General features: G+C 67.9%; 14 protein-coding genes and 1 pseudogene. 9 read left to right on the top strand and 6 right to left on the bottom strand.

Features of this window, described 5'->3' with window-relative positions; all coding sequences use genetic code 11:
• Nucleotides 1–107: 107 nt before the first annotated feature.
• From QNA08_RS13500 to QNA08_RS13475, 6 genes are all read right to left on the bottom strand, one after another.
• On the bottom strand, nucleotides 108–1421 hold the full coding sequence (locus tag QNA08_RS13500) for an NAD(P)H-dependent oxidoreductase (RefSeq protein WP_283741253.1): 1314 nt from the start codon (nucleotides 1419–1421) through the stop codon (nucleotides 108–110).
• A 59-nt stretch (nucleotides 1422–1480) separates the two neighbouring features.
• Nucleotides 1481–2458 carry a Bug family tripartite tricarboxylate transporter substrate binding protein gene (locus QNA08_RS13495; protein WP_283741252.1) on the bottom strand — a complete coding sequence of 326 codons (978 nt, stop codon included), beginning with the start codon at nucleotides 2456–2458 and terminating at the stop codon, nucleotides 1481–1483.
• Nucleotides 2459–2555: 97 nt separating this feature from the next.
• Nucleotides 2556–3353: an ABC transporter permease gene (locus tag QNA08_RS13490; RefSeq protein WP_283741251.1), complete on the bottom strand. Its 798-nt coding sequence runs from the start codon at nucleotides 3351–3353 to the stop codon at nucleotides 2556–2558.
• 46 nt (nucleotides 3354–3399) lie between these two features.
• Nucleotides 3400–4437, bottom strand: coding sequence for an ABC transporter permease (locus tag QNA08_RS13485; RefSeq protein WP_283741250.1), 1038 nt, complete (start codon nucleotides 4435–4437; stop codon nucleotides 3400–3402).
• Entirely contained in the window at nucleotides 4430–5503 is a 1074-nt protein-coding gene (locus QNA08_RS13480) for an ABC transporter ATP-binding protein (protein ID WP_283741249.1), read from the bottom strand. Before QNA08_RS13480 ends, QNA08_RS13485 begins: the two co-directional genes overlap by 8 nt.
• An 87-nt stretch (nucleotides 5504–5590) precedes the next feature.
• Entirely contained in the window at nucleotides 5591–6715 is a 1125-nt protein-coding gene (locus QNA08_RS13475; protein WP_283741248.1) for an extracellular solute-binding protein, read from the bottom strand.
• Between the two features lie 160 nt (nucleotides 6716–6875).
• Here QNA08_RS13475 and QNA08_RS13470 point away from each other — a divergent pair, with 160 nt between their 5' ends.
• From QNA08_RS13470 to msrP, 9 genes and pseudogenes are all read left to right on the top strand, one after another.
• Complete coding sequence (locus QNA08_RS13470; protein WP_283741247.1) at nucleotides 6876–8078, top strand: pyridoxal phosphate-dependent aminotransferase; 1203 nt, start codon at nucleotides 6876–6878, stop codon at nucleotides 8076–8078.
• 68 nt (nucleotides 8079–8146) lie between these two features.
• Nucleotides 8147–8881 (top strand): DUF992 domain-containing protein, encoded by a 735-nt coding sequence (locus tag QNA08_RS13465; RefSeq protein ID WP_283741246.1) that lies wholly within the window; start codon nucleotides 8147–8149, stop codon nucleotides 8879–8881.
• Nucleotides 8882–8951: 70 nt separating this feature from the next.
• Nucleotides 8952–9484, top strand: a pseudogene (locus tag QNA08_RS19060) (DUF992 domain-containing protein).
• A 200-nt stretch (nucleotides 9485–9684) separates the two neighbouring features.
• Nucleotides 9685–10737: an ABC transporter substrate-binding protein gene (locus QNA08_RS13460; protein ID WP_283741245.1), complete on the top strand. Its 1053-nt coding sequence runs from the start codon at nucleotides 9685–9687 to the stop codon at nucleotides 10735–10737.
• Nucleotides 10738–10812: 75 nt separating this feature from the next.
• Entirely contained in the window at nucleotides 10813–11595 is a 783-nt protein-coding gene (locus QNA08_RS13455) for an ABC transporter ATP-binding protein (RefSeq protein ID WP_283741244.1), read from the top strand.
• Nucleotides 11588–12403 carry an ABC transporter permease gene (locus QNA08_RS13450; RefSeq protein WP_283741243.1) on the top strand — a complete coding sequence of 272 codons (816 nt, stop codon included), beginning with the start codon at nucleotides 11588–11590 and terminating at the stop codon, nucleotides 12401–12403. The genes QNA08_RS13455 and QNA08_RS13450 overlap by 8 nt, the downstream gene beginning before the upstream one ends.
• Nucleotides 12404–12695: 292 nt before the next feature.
• The gene (locus QNA08_RS13445) at nucleotides 12696–14744 is read left to right on the top strand and encodes an elongation factor G (protein WP_283741242.1); all 2049 of its coding nucleotides are present in this window, start codon (nucleotides 12696–12698) and stop codon (nucleotides 14742–14744) included.
• A gap of 290 nt (nucleotides 14745–15034) precedes the next feature.
• On the top strand, nucleotides 15035–16777 hold the full coding sequence (locus QNA08_RS13440) for an AMP-binding protein (RefSeq protein ID WP_283741241.1): 1743 nt from the start codon (nucleotides 15035–15037) through the stop codon (nucleotides 16775–16777).
• Between the two features lie 138 nt (nucleotides 16778–16915).
• Complete coding sequence (gene msrP, locus QNA08_RS13435; protein ID WP_283741240.1) at nucleotides 16916–17878, top strand: protein-methionine-sulfoxide reductase catalytic subunit MsrP; 963 nt, start codon at nucleotides 16916–16918, stop codon at nucleotides 17876–17878.
• Nucleotides 17879–17897 lie beyond the last annotated feature (19 nt).

Raw genomic sequence — 17897 nt, 5'->3', positions numbered from 1 at the left:
CACCCCGTCCGCGATCGCATCATCACAACGAGTCGACTGAAGCCGGCACGACTAGCTCGATCGGAGGGCGCGCAGGCAGTGCAGTACTCGCCGCCGCTCGACGAGCTTCAGGCAGGCGCGCCGATGCTGCGCTCCATCTCACGGCGGATGCGCACGGCGAGCGCATTCTCGTCGAGGAGCACGTCGTCCATTGTCACCACCTCGCCGGCCTCGATGTCGCGCGTCAGCTCTACCCCGTGCGCGAGGCCGATCGGCAGGGCGCCGACGGCGAGGCTGTGAGCGGCCGGCACGAGCTTGCCGTAGACCGTATAACCGCCTTCGCCGTCGAGCGTCTCCCCGGCCTTCAGGGCACGTTTGGTGACGGCCACGGCATCGCCGCGCCAGTCGCGCGTCATGCCCGTCGGTTCGTGGCGGAGGGCCGCGTTCAGCACCGAGATCGACAATTCGAGGCCAATGAGGTGAAAGGGCTTGTACATCGCCGCATAGCGCCCGGTGTCGTCCGTCGGCAGGCCATACTGCCTCAAGCAGGCGGCGGCATAGTCGTTGGGCGCCTTGAGGACGACGTAGACGCCCCAGCGCAGGTCGCGGAAGACGGGGCGGCCGTCGCGCTCCAGCGAGGAGACAACCTCCACCATCCCATCCTCCTCCAGGATGCCGCCGAGCGCCCTGGGGCGCAGCACGTGGGCGAGATGGTCGACACCGCAGGGCGGGAAGAGCAGGCCGTCCTGCGGCACGGAGAGGCTGCAGGCATTGGCGATGGCCGCCATCTCGATGGCCGATTTCGTGCCGTCGAGGAAGGAGTTGAACATCTGCGCATTCATGCCGGCCTGCCGGGCTTCCTCCGCTGTGAGGCCGTAGTGGTGCCACACGTCGTCGGGCGTGACGGCGTGGTAGGCGGGTAGATATCTCGTACCCTTGCCCGCTGCGGCGACCGTGAAACCCGCGGCCCGCGCCCAGTCGACCATCTCGGCGACCAGCGCCGGCTGGTCGCCGTAGGCCATGGAATAGACGACGCCCCGCGCCTCGGCCTTGCGGGCGAGGAGGGCTCCGGCGAGCACGTCTGCCTCGACGTTGACCATGACGACGTGCTTGCCCGCCTCGATCGCCGTCAGCGCATGGGCGATGCCGGCGCCGGGATGGCCTGTCGCCTCGACCACCACCTCCACGGCCTCGTCGACGCAAGCCTCGGCACCCCTGTCGACGAAGCGCGTGCGGCCAATGCGCCCGGCGTCCCAGCCCACGTTGCGGCAGGCGTTCCTAGCCCGCTCCGGGTCGAGATCGGCGATCACCGCCACCTCGAGGCCCGGAATGGTCGGCACCTGGCTCAGGAACATGGAGCCGAACTTGCCGGCGCCGATGAGCGCGACGCGCACGGGCCGGCCCCGCTCGGCGCGCTGCTTGAGGAGAGCGGTGAGGTTCACGGGCGAAATCCTCCCGATGTCGGGCGTGGCGCCCGGAGTTGGCAGGCCGCGCGAAGGGTTCAGTCGACCTTGGCGCCCGAGACCTTGACGACCTCGGCCCACTTCTCGACTTCCTTCGGGATCATGGCGCCGAGATCGGCGGGGCCCTTGAGCGCCAGCGTCACACCCTGCCTGGCCAGTGCCTCCTGCGCCGCTGGGCGCGCCAGCGCCGCGCCCACCGCCTTGTAGAGCTTGTCGACGATGGACGCCGGGGTGCCGCGCGGGGCGAACAGCGCAAACCACGCGTCGGCCTCCACGCCCGCGACACCTGCCTCGGCGAGCGTCGGCACGGCGGGCAGGGCCGTAGCGCGCTTGGTGCTCGCCACAGCGAGCGCCTTGATCGTGCCCGCCTCGATCTGGCCGATGACGCTCGGCAGGGTGGCGAAGGCGACGTCGAGGCGGCCGGCGACGAGCTCGTTCGTCATCGGCGCGGCGCCCTTGAAGGGCACATGCAGCAGGTCGACGCCGGCCTTTGTCTTGAAGAGCTCGGCGGCGAGGTGCGAGGCCGAGCCGTTGCCCGTGGAGCCGTAGGTGAACTTGCCGGGCTCCGCCTTCGCGGCCTTGACGAGTTCGGCGACGCTCATCGCAGGCAGGTCCTTGCGGGCGACGAGCACGTGCGGCACCTCGGCGATGAGCGCCACGGGGGCGAAATCGGCGGCCGCCCGGTAGGGCGTCGACTTGATGAGGCTCTCGTTGGTGGCGTGGGTCTGGTTCGTGCCGAGCACGATGGTGTGGCCGTCCGCGTCTGCCTTGGCGACGGCGCCCGCCCCGATGATGCCGCTCGCGCCGGCGCGGTTCTCGACGACGACCGGCTGGCCGAGATCGGCGGTCGCGCCCTCGGCGAGGATGCGCGCCACGGCATCGACCGGGCCGCCTGCCGGATAGGGCACCACGAGCGTAACGGCGCGGCTCGGATAGCCTTGCGCGAGGACCGGGGCGTGGGCGGCGAGTGCGAGGGCGGCGACGAAGGCGGTAAGGACCGTGCGGCGGCGCATCATGACGGGCGTTTCTCCAGCGGGCCGCTCGGACGCGGCCGTCTCCTGACGGTCCTGTCTTAGCGACCGGCCGGTGGACGGTCCAGGAATGGCTCGCGCCTCAGCCATGCGCGCGGCGACGCCGGCCGAGGTGCACGTGGAGGATCGCCATGGCGACGGTCAGCACGACGAACACGACGCCGATGGCGTTCACAGCCGGCGTCAGGCCGAAGCGGAAGCGCGAGCCGATCTCGGTCACGAGCGTCCAGTCGCCGCCGATGGAGAAGACGGTGGTGTTGTAGTTCTCGAAGGACTGCAGGAAGGCGACGACGGCGGCGGTGGCCATGCTCGGCGCCAGGAAGGGCACCAGGATGCGACGGAAGACGAGCCCCTGGCTCGCGCCGAGGTCGAGCGCCGCCTCGACCTGCGTGGCGTCGAAGCGCTGCAGGCGGGCGAGGAAGATCAGCATGCAATAGGCGGCGATGAACGACGTCTGGGCGAGGACAGCGAGGAGGAGGCCGCCGGCCATGCCGAAATTGCGCCAGAAGACGAGCGTCGAGATGCCGAGGATGATGCCCGGTGTAAGGATTGGCGACACCATCAGGGCATAGAGGAAGCCGCGTGCCCGCGACTGCAGGCGGGTGAGGAGGAGGGCCGCGGCGAGGCCGATGGGCAGCGACAGGGCGACGACCGCGAGCGCCGCGAAGATGGAATTCCTCAGGCCCGCGAGCATGCGCCCGTCGCGCGCCAGGGCCTCGAACCAGTGGAGCGTGAAGCCGTGCCACTGCGTCACCGATGGGTCCGGATAGGCGTTGAAGGCGGCGATCACCATCACGCCGAGCGGCAGAAACATGTAGAGGAGGAACAGGGCGACATAGGCGTCGAGCACCGCCTCGCCCGCTTCGCGGCGCCGGGTCATCGTCCACCTCCCCGCGATGGGGCGCGCCCTTCGTGGCCCGCGCGCCTCACTTCGTGATCTCCCGCAGTGAGACGCCGAAGGCGCGCATCATGGCGAAGACGATGGCGAGGCTGACGACGAGCAGGCTGAAGGCATAGGCCGAGCCGAGGTTCCAGTTGTTCGCCTCGAAGAACTGCCGGTAGACGAGCTGGCTGAACCAGTCGCCGCCTGTGCCGCGCGACAGGATCTGCGGTACGGCGAAGGACCCCGCCGCCAGCATGAAGACGGTGATCACGCCAACCGCGATGCCGGGCTTGGCGTGCGGGATGACGACCCGCGCATGGATGCGCCAGGCGGAGGCGCCGAGGTCGCGCGCCGCCTCGATCTGGTGCGGATCGAGCGTCTGCAGCGTGTTCATGATCGGGAAGACCATGAAGAGCGCGTAGACGGACACCATGACGGTGAAGAGCGCCCCCTGCGTCTCGAGAAAGGGCACCCAGCGGCGCGCCTCGAGGTCGGCGAGGCCGACCGCTGCGAAGAGGCTGTTCAAGACGCCGCGGTAGTCGAAGATCATGAGCCAGGCATAGACGCGCAGGAGCTCGTTCATGGCGTAGGGGACGAGCAGCGCGGTGAGGAGGATGGCCGCGCGGCGCGGCGTCGGCGCGAAGGCCGCCGCATAGGCGATCGGGTAGCAGACGACGAGCGCGACGGCCGCGACGGCGAGCGCCGACAGGATGGTGCGCACGAAGATATAGGCGTGCAGCGGGCTCATGCGCGTGTAGTTCTGCAGGCCGTAGGTCTTCGGGGGGCTCGTCTGCGCCGCTTCGAGCTCGGCGATCGTGCGCTTGAGCGCCGTCAGTTTCTCGTCGAGCTCAGTGGCCTTGGCCGGATTCGCCTCGGCCCTGCGGTCGAACTCGGCCATGGTCGCCTCGGCATAGGCGCGGTCGATCGCCGCCGAGAGGTCGGCGTTTGCCGCCTGCGACCACAGGGAATAGTCAAGCATCGCCACCTGTGGCACGGCAACGAGGATGAGGAGCCAGAAGCCGACGAGCGTGCCAATGACAAGCGAGAGAGGCCCGCCGAAGGCGCGCAGAATCTCACGCACGGGCTGTCTCTCCCTCGGGCAGGATGAGCATGTCGGCCGGATCGACGGCGAGCGCGACGCGCGCGCCGGGCTCGGGGATCGCGCCGCTGTTCGGGACGTGCGCCACGAGGCGCGTATCGCCGCTCTCGACATGCAGCACGAAGAACGGGCCTTCGAGGTCGCGGCGCGAGACGACGCCCGCGAGCGCCGCCCCGTCGGAGAGGCGCAGCCGCTCGGGGCGGATCATGACGAAGGCGCGGCTCCCGACGGCGGGCGCGCCATTCGCCGTGCGTCCGACGAGGCGGCCGAGCGGCGTATCGACTGCCGCCTCGCCCGGGGCGCTCGCCGCGACCGTGCCGATGAGCACGTTCTGCTCGCCGACGAAGGTGGCGACGAACGGGGTCGCAGGCTCGGCATAGAGCTCTTCCGGCCGGCCCACCTGCTCGACGCGACCGCGGTTCATCACCGCGATGCGGTCCGACATGGTGAGCGCCTCGCCCTGGTCGTGCGTGATGTAGATGAAGGTCACGCCGGTCTTGCGCTGGATGGCCTTGAGCTCGGCGCGCATGTGCTGGCGCAGCTTCAGGTCGAGCGCCGACAGGGGCTCGTCGAGGAGAAGCACGGCCGGTTCTACGGCAAGGGCGCGGGCGATGGCGACGCGCTGGCGCTGCCCTCCCGAGAGTTCCCCGGGCTTCTTCGCGCCCTGACCTTCGAGCGCCACGAGCGCGAGCAGAGCGTCGGCGCGGGCGAGCCTCTCGCGCTTGGGGATGCCGCGGGCCTCGAGCCCGAAGGCGACGTTTTCGCGCACGCTCATCAGGGGAAAGAGCGCGAGGTTCTGGAAGATGAGGGCCGTCGGTCGCCGGTTCGGCCCGCGGCCGGCCATGTCCGCGCCGCCGATGAGCACGCGCCCGCGTGTCGGCTCCTGGAAGCCGGAGATCAGGCGCAGGAGCGTGGTCTTGCCGCAGCCGGACGGCCCGAGGATCGAGAAGAACTCGCCCGGTTCGACCTCGAGCGAGACATCGCTGATCGCCTGGAAATCGCCGAAGGTGACGTCGACATGGTCGAGGCGGACGTCGGTGCCGCGCATGCGGAAGGGGCTTTCTCTCTTTCGGTCATATCGCGGCCGGCACGGGGCCGGCCGCAACGTTGTCAAAGCCGACGTCTCGCCGGCCCGTCAGGCGTTCGTCAGCTTCTCGACGTACTCGCCGCGCAGCTTGGCGTAGAAGGCGGTCTGCATGGGCCACCAGAAGAGGTTGTCAATCTCCTTCTGGCTCGGATAAGCCATCTCGTAAGCGGCCTTCGCTTCCGGCGAGAGATGTTTCTCAGCGCCCACCGCACAGGTGTTGTAGCCGGTGGCGTTGGCGAACCTGGCGCCTACTTCCGGCGTCATCAGGTAGTTGATGAAGGCGTAGGCCTGTTCGACATTGGCGGCACCCGCGGGGATCGCCACCGTATCCGTCCAGGCGAGCCCGCCCTCTCTCGGCATGCCGTAGCGCCACTTCTTGTCGACGGTACGGTTGAGCAGGATGCCCGTCGTATCCCAGGTCTGGCCGATGACGCAGCCGGCGTCGGTGAAGGCCTTGGTGGCTTCGGTGGCGTTGTTCCAGAAGGCGCCGATGTTCTTGCGCTTGGAGACGATGAACGTCAGGCAGGCCTCGAAGACGCGCTTGGCGTCCTCTTCGCTCTTGTACATGTCCATCGCGCGGTTCGTCTTCGCGATGCCGGCCGCGTCGAGATAGAGCGCGACCGAGTTGAAGATGGATTTCTGGCGCAGCGCCACACGCTTGTCGAGCCCATCGGCGAAGAGATCGCCATAGGAGAGCTCACCCGATCTCTTGTTGAACTTGGCGGAATCGTAGGTGATCGCCTCAGTGCCCCAGTCGAAGGGTACGAGGAAGCGCTGGCCGCGGTTGGTGGCGCCGAGCGAGATCGAGTTGCGGTAGATCGAGGGAACGATCTGCTCGACCTTGAGCTTCTTCTCGTCGATCGGCTGAAGGAGGTTGTCCTTGTAGTAGTTCGGTCCGGTGTCGACCGAGGGGAAGATGACATCGAAGCCCTTGCCGCCGGCGGCGCGCAGCTTGTTCTCGCATTCCTCGTTCGAGCCGTAGGTCGACAGGTTGACCTTGATGCCCGTGGCCTTGGCAAAATCGTCGTGGATCTTGGCCTTGTCGAAATAGTCGCCCCAGGCGAAGACGTTCACCTCGCCGGAGGAAGCGAGCGCATCGGGGCTGCGCAGGATGGCGGGAGCAGCGAGCGCGGCGGCACCCGCGAGGAAGGAACGGCGGTCGATGCGGATCATGGTGAGCCCTCTGGCTGTCGTGCACGGCGCCGGTAGCAATGACGTATGACACTGCTTTGAACGTCAAGCTGCATTGCAATTGGCGCGTCTTGCGTCGCAGCACGGGCGAGACTAGTGTCCGGCGCCTTTTCTTCCCCGCCATCAGAGGAGTTCTGGGGTCATGGCCTTCATCGCCGACGCTTTGTCCCGTATCAAGCCGTCCGCGACCATTGTGCTGACGCAGAAGGCTCGGGATCTCAAAGCGCAGGGCCGGGACGTGATCTCTCTGTCGGTCGGGGAGCCGGACTTCGACACGCCCGATCACATCAAGCAGGCCGCGATCGCCGCGATCCAGCGCGGCGAGACGAAGTACACGCCGGTGCCCGGCATCCCGCAGCTGCGTGAGGCGATCGCGCGCAAGTTCAAGCGCGAGAACGGGCTCGACTACAGGCCCTCGCAGATCATCGTCGGCACGGGCGGCAAGCACGTCATCTACAATGCGCTGCTCGCCACCCTGAACCCGGGGGACGAGGTGGTCATCCCGACGCCGTATTGGGTGAGCTACCCCGAGATGGTGGCGCTGTGCGGCGGCACGCCCGTCTTCGCCGAGACGCGCCTTGCGCAGAACTTCAAGCTGCAGCCCGAAGCGCTCGAGCGTGCCATCACCAAGAAGACCAAGTGGGTGATCCTCAACTCGCCGTCGAACCCTTCCGGCGCGGCCTATACCCACGCCGAGATGAAGGCGCTGACGGACGTGCTGATGCGCCATCCGCACGTGTGGGTGCTCACCGACGACATGTACGAGCATCTCGTCTACGGCAACTTCATCTTCGTCACGCCGGCGCAGGTGGAGCCCGCCCTCTACGAGCGCACGCTCACCATGAATGGTGTGTCGAAGGCCTATGCCATGACGGGCTGGCGCATCGGCTACGCCGGGGGGCCTGAACACCTGATCAAGGCCATGGACCTCGTCCAGGGCCAGCAGACCTCCGGCACCTGCTCCATCTCGCAGTGGGCGGCGGTCGAGGCGCTCGACGGCCCGCAGGATCACCTCAAGGTATTCCGCCGCGCCTTCGAGGAGCGGCGCGACCTCGTCGTCTCCATGCTCAACCAGGCCAAGGGCCTCTCCTGCCCGACGCCGGAGGGCGCCTTCTACGTCTATCCGTCCTGCGCGGCGCTGATGGGCAAGACGGCGCCTTCGGGCAAGAAAATCGAGACGGACGAAGATTTCGTGCTGGAGCTCCTCGCGACGGAGGGGGTGGCCGCGGTGCACGGCTCGTCCTTCGGCCTCGGACCGAACTTCCGCGTCAGCTACGCCACCTCCAACGACAAGCTGGAGGACGCCTGCCACCGCATCCAGCGTTTTTGCGCCAGTCTGCGCTGAACGGCGCTTGCCTTCACGCACGTGCGACGGGGCCCGGAGGGCCCCGTTTGCGTTGCGGGACGGCGGTGATGCCGGCGTCCGGAACCAAAGCGGTCGCCGCGGCGTTGCTCGTCGGATCGATGCATCTCGGGCGGCAGCACCCGACTCTTCGCACGCGTGCTGCCGTCACACGCCTTCGCCAGGCAGAACGTGCCGGCGAAAGCGTGCGCGCAGCCGCCGAGGGCCGGCCCGACCCTCGGCCCGACAAGGGAGTTGGTGCCATGATCGAGCCTCGCGCATTGCTTTATGGGGGCATCGCCGCGTCCGTCGTCCTCCTCGCGCCGGCGGTGGGCGCTCAGGCTCAGCCGGCGCGCACCCAGGACACCACGCAGGTCGGCACGCTCACCTGCAACATTTCGGGCGGGCCGGGCTTCATCATCACTTCGTCGAAGGCGCTCGACTGCCAGTTCCGCGACCGCAAGGGCACGCGCGACTTCTACGTCGGCACCATCCGCAAGTTTGGCCTCGACATCGGCGCCACGGCGAAAGGCCGCATGGTCTGGGCGGTCTTCGCGCCCTCGAAGGCCATCGGCCGCGGCGCACTGGCGGGCGAATACGTGGGCGCAGCGGGTGAAGCAACGGTCGTCGGCGGTGTCGGCGCCAATGTCCTCCTCGGCGGATCGCAGAACACGTTCAGCCTGCAACCGATCTCGGTGCAGGGGCAGACCGGCCTGAACCTCGCCGTTGACGTCGCCTCAATGCAGCTCGAACCCGCCGTCGCGCAGCGCTCGCGCCGGATCATCATCGAGGAGCGGCGGTACTAACGCGCCCTGCCGACGCTACGGGCGTACATGACGGGACGCCACCCCCCGGGCACCCGTGAGCGGCCTTCCGATGCTCGTGCGGGCTATGCTGCTTGCGCGGCGCCCGGCCGGGACGCCGCCCGACAAGGAGATTTCGCATGAAAAGCACGCATATCGTGGCGGTGCGGCCGGGATGGCCGGCGCCCTCCTGCTCGCGCCAGTCGCTTCGGCGCAGAATGCCCAGATCGGCACCTTGAGCTGCGCCGTGTCCGGCGGTGCCGGGTTCATCGTCACGTCGGCAAAGTCGCTGCGCTGCCTCGTCCGCCACTCGGATGGCCGGCGGGAAACCCACCGGGGCGGCATCCGCAAGTTCGGCCTCGACATCGGCGCCACCACCAAGGGGCAGATGATCTGGGCCGTCCTTGCGCCGTCTGGCCGGTACCGGGCGCGTGCCCTCGCCGGCGAATATGTCGGCGCGTCGGGAGAGGTTTCGGTCGGGCCGGTGTTGGCGCCAATGCACTCGTCGGCGGTTTCCGCCGCTCCGTCACACTGCAGCCCCCTTCCGTGCAGGGCCAGGTCGGCGTCAACCTGGCGCTCGGCGTCACCTGCATGCGCCTCTACTGACGGCGGATGTCCCAGGCACCGCTTGGTACCGTGAAATATCCTTGCTGTTGAGGGGCGCTACCGGGCAGCAACCGAGGGTGGACAGGCGCAGGCCCGCACGCTTTATTGCGTCGGCCGAACCGACGGCACGCTGAGAAGACGGCGAGAGAACAGCAACGAACGGCCGCTGCCCGGCGCGGCCCTGCGGGGAGACGAGTTCCATGACCCTCTTTACCTGCGTGCGGCGCGTGCTGGGCGCCGCCGTCGTGACGTTCGGCACGCTCGCGGGCGTGGCCCTGCCGGCGGCGGCGCAGGAGAAGGTGTCGGTCGCGGTGCTGCGCTTTGTCTCCTCCGGCGGGCTCTTCCTCGCCGTGGAGAAGGGCTACTTCAAGGAGGAGGGGCTCGAGGTCGAACTGAAGTTCTTCGAGGCAGCGCAGCCGATCGCGCTCGCCGTCGTCTCGGGCGATGCCGACTTCGGCGTCACGGCCTTCACGGCGGGCTTCTACAACCTCGCCGGCAAGGGCGCCCTGAAGGTCATCGCCGCCCAGGCCAAGGAGGCGAAGGGCTACGAGGGCAATCTTGTGCTCGCCTCCAACACGGCCTTTGACAAGGGCCTGACGGGCCTGGAGAAACTGTCCGGCCGCTCGGTCGGCATTACGCAGGTCGGGTCCTCTTTCCACTACCAGCTCGGCCAGATCGCAGGCGCCAAGGGCTTCGACCTCAAGAGCATCGACATGAAGCCCCTGCAGTCCCTGCCGAACATGGTCGCGAGCATCAAGAGCGGGCAGGTCGACGCCATCATCATCGCCCCGCATCTGGCGAAGCCGCTTGTCGCCGCCGGCGAGGCCAAGCTCATCGGCCGCGTTTCCGATATCGCCGAGTACCAGTTCGGTGGCCTCTTCACGAATACCAAGACGATCGTGGCCAAACGCGCGACGGTGGAGAGATTCGTGCGCGCCTACCAGAAGGGGGCGGCCGACTATGCGGCAGCCTTCCTGAAACGGGACGGCGCCGGCAATCCGGTCTACACACCAGGCAGCGACGCGGCGGCCGCGCTCGTCGGCAAGCACGTCTACCCGTCGGACGCAGCTGAGCAGGCGGCGCCGAAGGTCAAGGCCTCGGCCTTCTATGCCGATCCGCAGGCTCGCCTCGACGTCGCCGATATCGTCGCCCAGGTCGCATGGCTCAAGGCGCAGGGGCTCGTCGATGCTTCCGTCGACGCCAAGGGCTTCCTCGACCTCTCCTTCGTGCAGGGGCACCTCAACGCCAACTGAACGTCCGCCGCGCGTCCGCCGGGGCGGTCCCGGAGGGACGCGGCGCGCAGGCAAGCCAATTCCATTAGCCACTGCATGCAGCTCATCGCCGACAGCATCACCCACGCCTATGGTCCTCTGCCGGTCCTGAAGGACATCTCCTTCACGATTGCGCCGGGGGAGGTCGTGGCCGTCGTCGGGCCGTCTGGCTGCGGCAAGTCCACGCTCCTGCGCATCCTGGGCGGGCTCGAGCAGCCATCGTCGGGAGCGGCCCTGGTCAAAGGCGCGCCGCCCCCCGGTTCGCTCAACCCGCTCACCTTCGTCTTCCAGGATTTCGCGCTCCTGCCCTGGCGCACGGTCGCCGGCAACGTGCGCCTCGCGCTCGAGGGACACGGCCTTGCCGGGAAGGCCGCTGCGGCGATCGTCGCCGATACGCTGGCGCGCACTGGTCTTGCCGATTTCGCCGACGTCTATCCCAAGCAGCTTTCGGGCGGCATGAAGCAGCGCGTTGGCATCGCCCGCGCGCTCGCCGTGAAGCCCGCCGTACTCCTCATGGACGAGCCCCTGTCCGCGCTCGACGCGCAGACGCGCACGCTGCTCATGGACGATCTCGTCCGTCTGCACGCGGAGGGCGACCTCGCCACCGTCTACGTCACGCACAACCTTGACGAAGCCGTGCGGCTCGCCGACCGCATCGTTGTCCTGTCGCGCCGGCCCGGGAGCATCAAGGCCACCTTCTTGCTCGACATGCCGCGCCCGGCGCGGTCGGCGGAGGATCCGGCGCTCGTCCGGGAGGCGCGGCGACTGTGGGATCTGATCCGGGCCGACGCGGCGGAAGCCGATCGGGAACTCGCCGATGCGGAGGTGGCCGATGCGTGAGCCGGCAACCGCCGAAACGGGTGTGGGCGCGCGTCGGGTGGCCTATCGCGGCGGCGTCTTCCTGCCCGAGACCCGCCGAGCTGCCGGCGCGACCGCGCTCCTCGCCCTCATCGCCCTGTGGCAACTCGCTTCCTCGCTCGGCTGGATGAGCCCGGTTTTTGCGCCGAGCCCGGCGGAAGTGGGCGAGGCCCTGTGGCGGATGGGCGTCAGCGGCGAGCTCGTTGGGCATCTCAAGGCCTCGCTTGCACGCCTCCTTGTCGGCTTTGCGATCGGTGGTACGGCCGGCGTCGCCTTCGGACTGGCGGTCGGCCTGTCCAGTCTCGTGCGCGCGCCGGGCGTGACGCTGGTGTCGGCGCTCTTTCCCATCCCGAAGATCGCTCTCCTGCCGCTGTTCATCCTGTGGTTCGGCATAGGCGAGGGATCGAAGGTGGCGACCATCGCCTTCGGCACCTTCTTCCCGACGGTGATCGCCACCTACGGTGCCGTGGACAACGTCGACCGCTCGCTCGTGCGCATGGGGCGCAGCTTCGGCCTCTCGCAGGCGGCGATCGTATGGAAGATCATCTTTCCCGGAGCGCTGCCCGGCATCCTGTCGGGGCTGCGCATCGCCTCTTCCATCGGCATCGTGCTGCTCGTCGCCGCCGAGATGATCGGGGCAAGCCAAGGCGTGGGCGCGCTCGTGCTGTCGGCCGGCAATCTCATGCAGTCGGACCGGCTGCTCGCCGGCGTCGTGGTGCTGTCGCTCGTGGGCCTGACGCTGTCCGCCTTCCTGGGGCTTGCCGAGAAAAGACTGCTCGCCTGGCGTTGACTGCGCCGCCGGGCGTCGTGCTGCTTTGCGCGCCGGTGTGGTATGCGGGTTACATCCACGACGGACGCCTGATGCTATCCTTCATTTGGATTAATTTATCCAGGGCTGCAGGCGGGGGGTCTGTGTCCGGGGCGACGGCCGGTGATCCGCAATGGGCGCGGGCACCGGCCGTCCCATGTCCGCCTCATCCCGATCGGCGCTCGGTGAAGGTTCCGCTTGATTCGCGTGCCGCGCGGCATGACCATCGTGCGACGGAGGTCCCGGAGAGGATGCTCCAGCGCAGGAGGCGGCCATGGGTGCAGGCGGCAGAGAACGCCAGGGACCACGGTGCATCGCCATCGTCGGTCCCTATCAGAGCGGTAAGACGACGCTGCTCGAAGCCATTCTCTCCAGAGCGGGTTCCATCGACAGACAGGGACGGGTGAGCGACGGCAACACGGTGGGGGATGCCTCGCCGGAGGCCCGGGCGCAGGGCATGAGCGTCGAGCCCAACGTCGCCACCGTCGATTTCCTGGGGGAGCGCTTTACCTTCGTCGACTGCCCGGGCTCGGTCGAATTCCTGCACGACATGCGTACGATTGCACCAGCCTGCGACGCTGCAATCGTCGTCTGCGAGGCCGACGATCGCAAGGTGCCGGCACTGGAGCTCGTCCTGCGCGAGCTGGAGGAGGCGGACATCCCGCGCTTCCTCTTCCTCAACAAGATCGACACCGCCTCGCGCCGCGTGCGCGAAACCCTCGCCATGCTGCAGCGGGCCTCGCGCACGCCTCTGCTGTTGCGCCAGATTCCTCTGTGGAAAGACGGAATCGCGGTCGGCTTCATCGACCTCGCGCTCGAGCGCGCCTTCGTCTACCGCGAGCACGCGGCGAGCGAGATCATCGACATGCCCTCCGCCGAGCTCGGGCGCGAGAAGGAGGCGCGCTTCTCCATGCTGGAGCGGCTCGCCGACTACGACGACGAACTGATGGAGGAGCTCGTCGAGGAGATCGAGCCGCCGCGCGACCGGGTGTTCGACGATCTGGCACGCGAGCTCAAGGAGCGCCACGTCGTGCCCGTGCTCATCGGTTCCGCTGCCGGCGCCAACGGCGTGACGCGTCTCCTCAAGGCCCTGCGCCATGAGGCGCCGGGTGTCGCAGGAACGCGCGCGCGCCTTGGCATCGCCGAGAACGGTGATCCGCTCGCCCAGGTCATGAAGACCTACCATCAGGCCCAGGGCGGGAAGCTCTCGCTCGTCCGCGTGCTGCGCGGAACCTTCGCCGAGGGTGACATGGTCATCGGCTCGCGCGGCGGCGAGGGGCGCATTGCCGGCGTCAGCGAACTCAAGGGGGGTGGTCAGGCGCGGCGACCGGCCGCCGAGACGGGGGAGACAGTTGCCTTTGCACGCCTTGACAGCATTACGACCGGGGATGCCCTGACGAGCGGCAAGACACGACCGCCGGCCGTCGTCTCGGTGGCGCCGCCCGAGCCGGTCTTCTCCTTCGCGCTCGTCGTCAAGGACCGCAAGGACGACGTACGGCTGACCGGGGCCCTCGCCAAGATCGTCGAAGAGGACCCCTCGCTCGTGGTCGAGCCGCACCCAGAACTCGGTGAGATCAGGCTGTCCGGGCAGGGTGAGATGCATCTGCGCGTCGCCCTGAAGCGGCTCGAGGGACGCTTCGGCGTGTCGGTCGATACCCGCAAACCGACCGTGTCCTATCGCGAGACGATCAGACACACGGCCACGGCCCGCGGGCGCCACAAGAAGCAGACCGGCGGCCACGGCCAGTACGGCGATGTTGTCATCGACGTGGCGCCGCTGGCACGCGGCGATGGTGTGGTCTTTGCGGACACCATATCCGGCGGCGTCGTGCCGAAGCAGTTCATCCCGTCTGTCGAGGCGGGCGTGCGCGAAGCGGCGGAGAAGGGGCCGCTCGGCTTCCCCGTTGTCGACCTGAAGGTCACGCTGAAGGACGGCTCCTACCACACGGTCGATTCCTCTGACATGGCTTTCCGGGCAGCGGCAAGGCTGGCCATGAGCGAAGCCCTGCCCAATGCCAAGCCCGTGCTGCTCGAGCCGATCCTGGCGGTGGAGATTGCCGTGCCCTCGGAGGCCATCTCCAAGGCGAGCGCCATCGTCTCCGCGCGCCGCGGTCAGATCCTGGGCTACGACGGGCGCCCGGGCTGGCAGGGGTGGGACGTGCTGAACGCCTTGATCCCCGAGGCGGAAATGGGTGACCTCATCGTCGAGCTCAGGTCGGTCACCGCCGGCGTCGGCAACTTCGCTGCGCGCTTCGACCACCTGGCCGAGCTTACCGGCAAGCCGGCCGAGCATGTCGTCGCCTCCCACGGGGCGGCGCACTGACCGATCCGGCGAGCCGGGCGCGCCCGGCTCGTCGCTCATACGAAAGGCCTAGGCCTTGACGCGACGGTTTTCGTCATTTCCTCCGCGCGCACTCTTGCAATCGATCGCCGGCTGCCGGATTTTGCGCTGCAATAGATCGTTCACATGTGTACGATCTGGCGGCCGTCGACATGCGCCTCACGCTGGGTCAACAATATGCGGGAGGGTGGGTCGATACCGACGGGAAACGCGACGGCGAGACGCGGCAATCAACGCGCAGCCGTAGGATCGAGGAGAGGGGAGACGACACCATGGCCAGCGCCCAGACTGCAAGCCGGGGCACGACGGAGGAAATGCTGGCGGCGCGCCCGTGGCTGAAGTCCTATCCGCCCACAGTGCCCGCGGAACTCGATGAAGCGAGCTTCGGCACACTGGTCGAGCTCTTCCGCAACGCGACGCGCAGCTTCGCCGACCGACCCGCCTACGAGAGCTTCGGCAAGCGCATCACCTACGGCGAGTTCGCCGGGGCGGCGGAGGCCGTAGCGTCCTGGCTGCAGGCGCAGGGCCTGCGGAAGGGCGACCGCGTCGCCATCATGATGCCGAACGTGCTCGCCTATCCCGCGGCGCTGTTCGGGGTGCTCCTCGGCGGCTACACGGTCGTCAACGTCAACCCCCTCTATACGCCGCGCGAACTCACGCATCAGCTTAACGACGCGGGCGTGCGCATGCTCTTCGTGCTGGAGAATTTCGCGCATGTGGTCGAGGAGGCGCTGCCCAACCTGAAGCTCGATGCCGTCGTGGTGGTGTCGCCAGGCGATCTCATGGGCTTCAAGGGCAAGATCGTCAATTTCGTCTCGCGCCACGTGAAGAAGGCGGTCAGGCCCTTCTCGCTGCCGCGGACGATGACCTTCGCCTCGGTGTTGGCGGCGGGGCGGTCGCGCAAGGTGCAGCCGGTCGCTGTGGCGCCCGATGACATCGCCTTTTTGCAGTACACCGGTGGGACCACCGGTGTCGCCAAGGGCGCCATCCTCACCCATCGCAATGTCGCAGCAAACGTGACGCAACTGGCGACCTGGCTGAACGGCTGGGTGTCGACGGACGGGGAGGAACGGCACGTGATGGTGGTCGCGCTGCCGCTCTACCACATATTCGCGCTGACCGTATGCTGCATGATGATGTTGAGGATCGGCGCCTGCGGGCTGCTGATCGCCAATCCCCGCGACATTCCGGGCTTCATCAAGACGCTGAAGTCGACGCGCTTCACCATGATGTGCGGGGTCAACACGCTCTACAACGCCATCGCCAACAATCCGGATGCGAAGGGGATCGACTTCTCCGCCATGGTGCTGAGCCTCGCGGGCGGAATGGCGACGCAGGCTGCGGTCGCCAAGCGCTGGCGGGACCTGACGGACAAGCCGATCGTGGAAGGCTACGGCCTGTCCGAAACCTCGCCTGTGGTCTGCGCCAACCGCCTTGACATCGAGGAGTTCACGGGAACCATAGGCTTCCCGCTGCCGTCAACCGAAGTTGCCATCCGTGCCCCCGACAATGGCGACGTGCCGCACGGCGAGGTGGGCGAACTCTGCGTCCGTGGCCCGCAGGTGATGGCGGGCTATTGGCACCGGCCCGACGAGACGGCCAAGGTGATGACCGAGGACGGCTTCTTCCGCACCGGGGATCTCGCCGTGATGGGTGATGACGGCTCGGTGCGCATCGTCGACCGCATGAAGGATATGGTCCTCGTCTCGGGCTTCAACGTCTATCCCAACGAGGTGGAGGACGTGCTCGTCCGCCATCCGAAGGTTCTCGAGGCGGCGGTCATCGGCCTCCCGGACGAGCACTCCGGCGAAGCGGTGGCGGCCTATGTCGTCAGGCGCGACGAGAGCCTCACCGAGGACGAACTGCGCGCTTATGCGCGCGAGAACCTGACCGCCTACAAGGTGCCGCGTCACGTCGTCTTCCGCGAAAGCCTGCCGAAGACGAACGTCGGCAAGGTCCTCCGGCGCGAGCTCCGGGATCAGGTGATCGGCGCAAAGAGGGCCGAGGGCGCCTGAGGCGGGCCGCCGCCGTGCCGCGGTTCGTTTAGGCTGGCCAGTTACGCGGTCGGCAGGGCCCGTCCTCCCGAAGGCGTGAGTTGTCGAGAGGCACGCCGACGCACTACCTCCTGTCTCGCTTGAGCATGGGAGAGGTTGATGATCATCGCGCGCAGGTCGGGCTGGGAACTTCGCGAGGCGGTCGCGACGCCAGAGGCGGTGTTTCTCGACCGTCGTCGTTTCGTCTCCGGTGCGCTCGCCCTGGGGGCGGCCTGCGTTGCCGTGCCGGCGACGTCGGCGGCGAATGCTACGGTGGAGGCCGGAGGCGATCTCTACCCAGCCAAGCGAAACCCGCATTTCGCCCTCGACCGTCCGGTGACGGACGAGATGATCAACACGGCCTACAACAACTATTACGAGTTCGGTTCCTACAAGCGCGTGGCCGCGGCGGCCGAAGCGTTGAAGACCCGGCCCTGGACGCTCAAGGTCGACGGCCTCGTGGAGCAGCCGTTCGAGATCGAATTCGACGATCTGGTGCGCGCGATGCCGCTCGAGGAACGGCTCTATCGTCATCGCTGCGTCGAGGCCTGGGCGATGGCGGTTCCGTGGACGGGCTTTCCGCTGAAGGCCCTGCTCGGTCGCGCCCGCCCCCTCGGCGCAGCGAAATACGTCGTGATGCAGACCTTCCATGATCCCAAGATCGCCTCCGGCCAGAAGCAGACCTGGTATCCCTGGCCCTATACCGAGGGGCTGACCATCGCGGAGGCGGCGAACGACCTAGCCTTCCTTGTTACAGGGGCTTACGGCAAGCCGCTGCCCAAGGTCATGGGGGCGCCCCTTCGGCTGGCCGTACCGTGGAAATATGGCTTCAAGTCCATCAAGTCGATCGTGCGCATCTCGCTGTCGGAGAAGCGCCCGACGACCTTCTGGCAAGCCTTGCAGCCGTCGGAATACGGCTTCTGGGCCAATGTGAACCCGGAGGTGCCCCATCCGCGCTGGAGCCAGGCGAGCGAGGAGATGATCGGCACGGGCGAGCGGCGCCCGACCCAGATCTTCAACGGATATGGCGAATGGGTCGCCGGGCTCTACAAGGGCCTCGAGGGCGAGAAGCTCTACATGTAAGGCACTGCCCGGAGGTGCG

The organism is Chelatococcus albus (genome assembly GCF_030067675.1).
Classification (GTDB): Bacteria; Pseudomonadota; Alphaproteobacteria; order Rhizobiales; family Beijerinckiaceae; genus Chelatococcus_A; species Chelatococcus_A albus.
The sequence above is the reverse complement of the archived record's forward strand: the minus strand, read 5'-3'. Positions and strand labels throughout refer to the sequence as shown.

What these genes read in the sequence shown, in the direction of transcription:
- QNA08_RS13445 (WP_283741242.1), top strand. Translation starts at nt 12,696, where the DNA reads ATGGGTGCAGGCGGCAGAGAACGCCAGGGACCACGGTGCATCGCCATC.
- QNA08_RS13475 (WP_283741248.1), bottom strand. Translation starts at nt 6,715, where the DNA reads ATGATCCGCATCGACCGCCGTTCCTTCCTCGCGGGTGCCGCCGCGCTC.
- QNA08_RS13465 (WP_283741246.1), top strand. Translation starts at nt 8,147, where the DNA reads ATGCCGGCGTCCGGAACCAAAGCGGTCGCCGCGGCGTTGCTCGTCGGA.
- QNA08_RS13440 (WP_283741241.1), top strand. Translation starts at nt 15,035, where the DNA reads ATGGCCAGCGCCCAGACTGCAAGCCGGGGCACGACGGAGGAAATGCTG.
- QNA08_RS13450 (WP_283741243.1), top strand. Translation starts at nt 11,588, where the DNA reads ATGCGTGAGCCGGCAACCGCCGAAACGGGTGTGGGCGCGCGTCGGGTG.
- QNA08_RS13495 (WP_283741252.1), bottom strand. Translation starts at nt 2,458, where the DNA reads ATGATGCGCCGCCGCACGGTCCTTACCGCCTTCGTCGCCGCCCTCGCA.
- QNA08_RS13490 (WP_283741251.1), bottom strand. Translation starts at nt 3,353, where the DNA reads ATGACCCGGCGCCGCGAAGCGGGCGAGGCGGTGCTCGACGCCTATGTC.
- QNA08_RS13480 (WP_283741249.1), bottom strand. Translation starts at nt 5,503, where the DNA reads ATGCGCGGCACCGACGTCCGCCTCGACCATGTCGACGTCACCTTCGGC.
- QNA08_RS13470 (WP_283741247.1), top strand. Translation starts at nt 6,876, where the DNA reads ATGGCCTTCATCGCCGACGCTTTGTCCCGTATCAAGCCGTCCGCGACC.
- QNA08_RS13455 (WP_283741244.1), top strand. Translation starts at nt 10,813, where the DNA reads ATGCAGCTCATCGCCGACAGCATCACCCACGCCTATGGTCCTCTGCCG.
- msrP (WP_283741240.1), top strand. Translation starts at nt 16,916, where the DNA reads ATGATCATCGCGCGCAGGTCGGGCTGGGAACTTCGCGAGGCGGTCGCG.
- QNA08_RS13460 (WP_283741245.1), top strand. Translation starts at nt 9,685, where the DNA reads ATGACCCTCTTTACCTGCGTGCGGCGCGTGCTGGGCGCCGCCGTCGTG.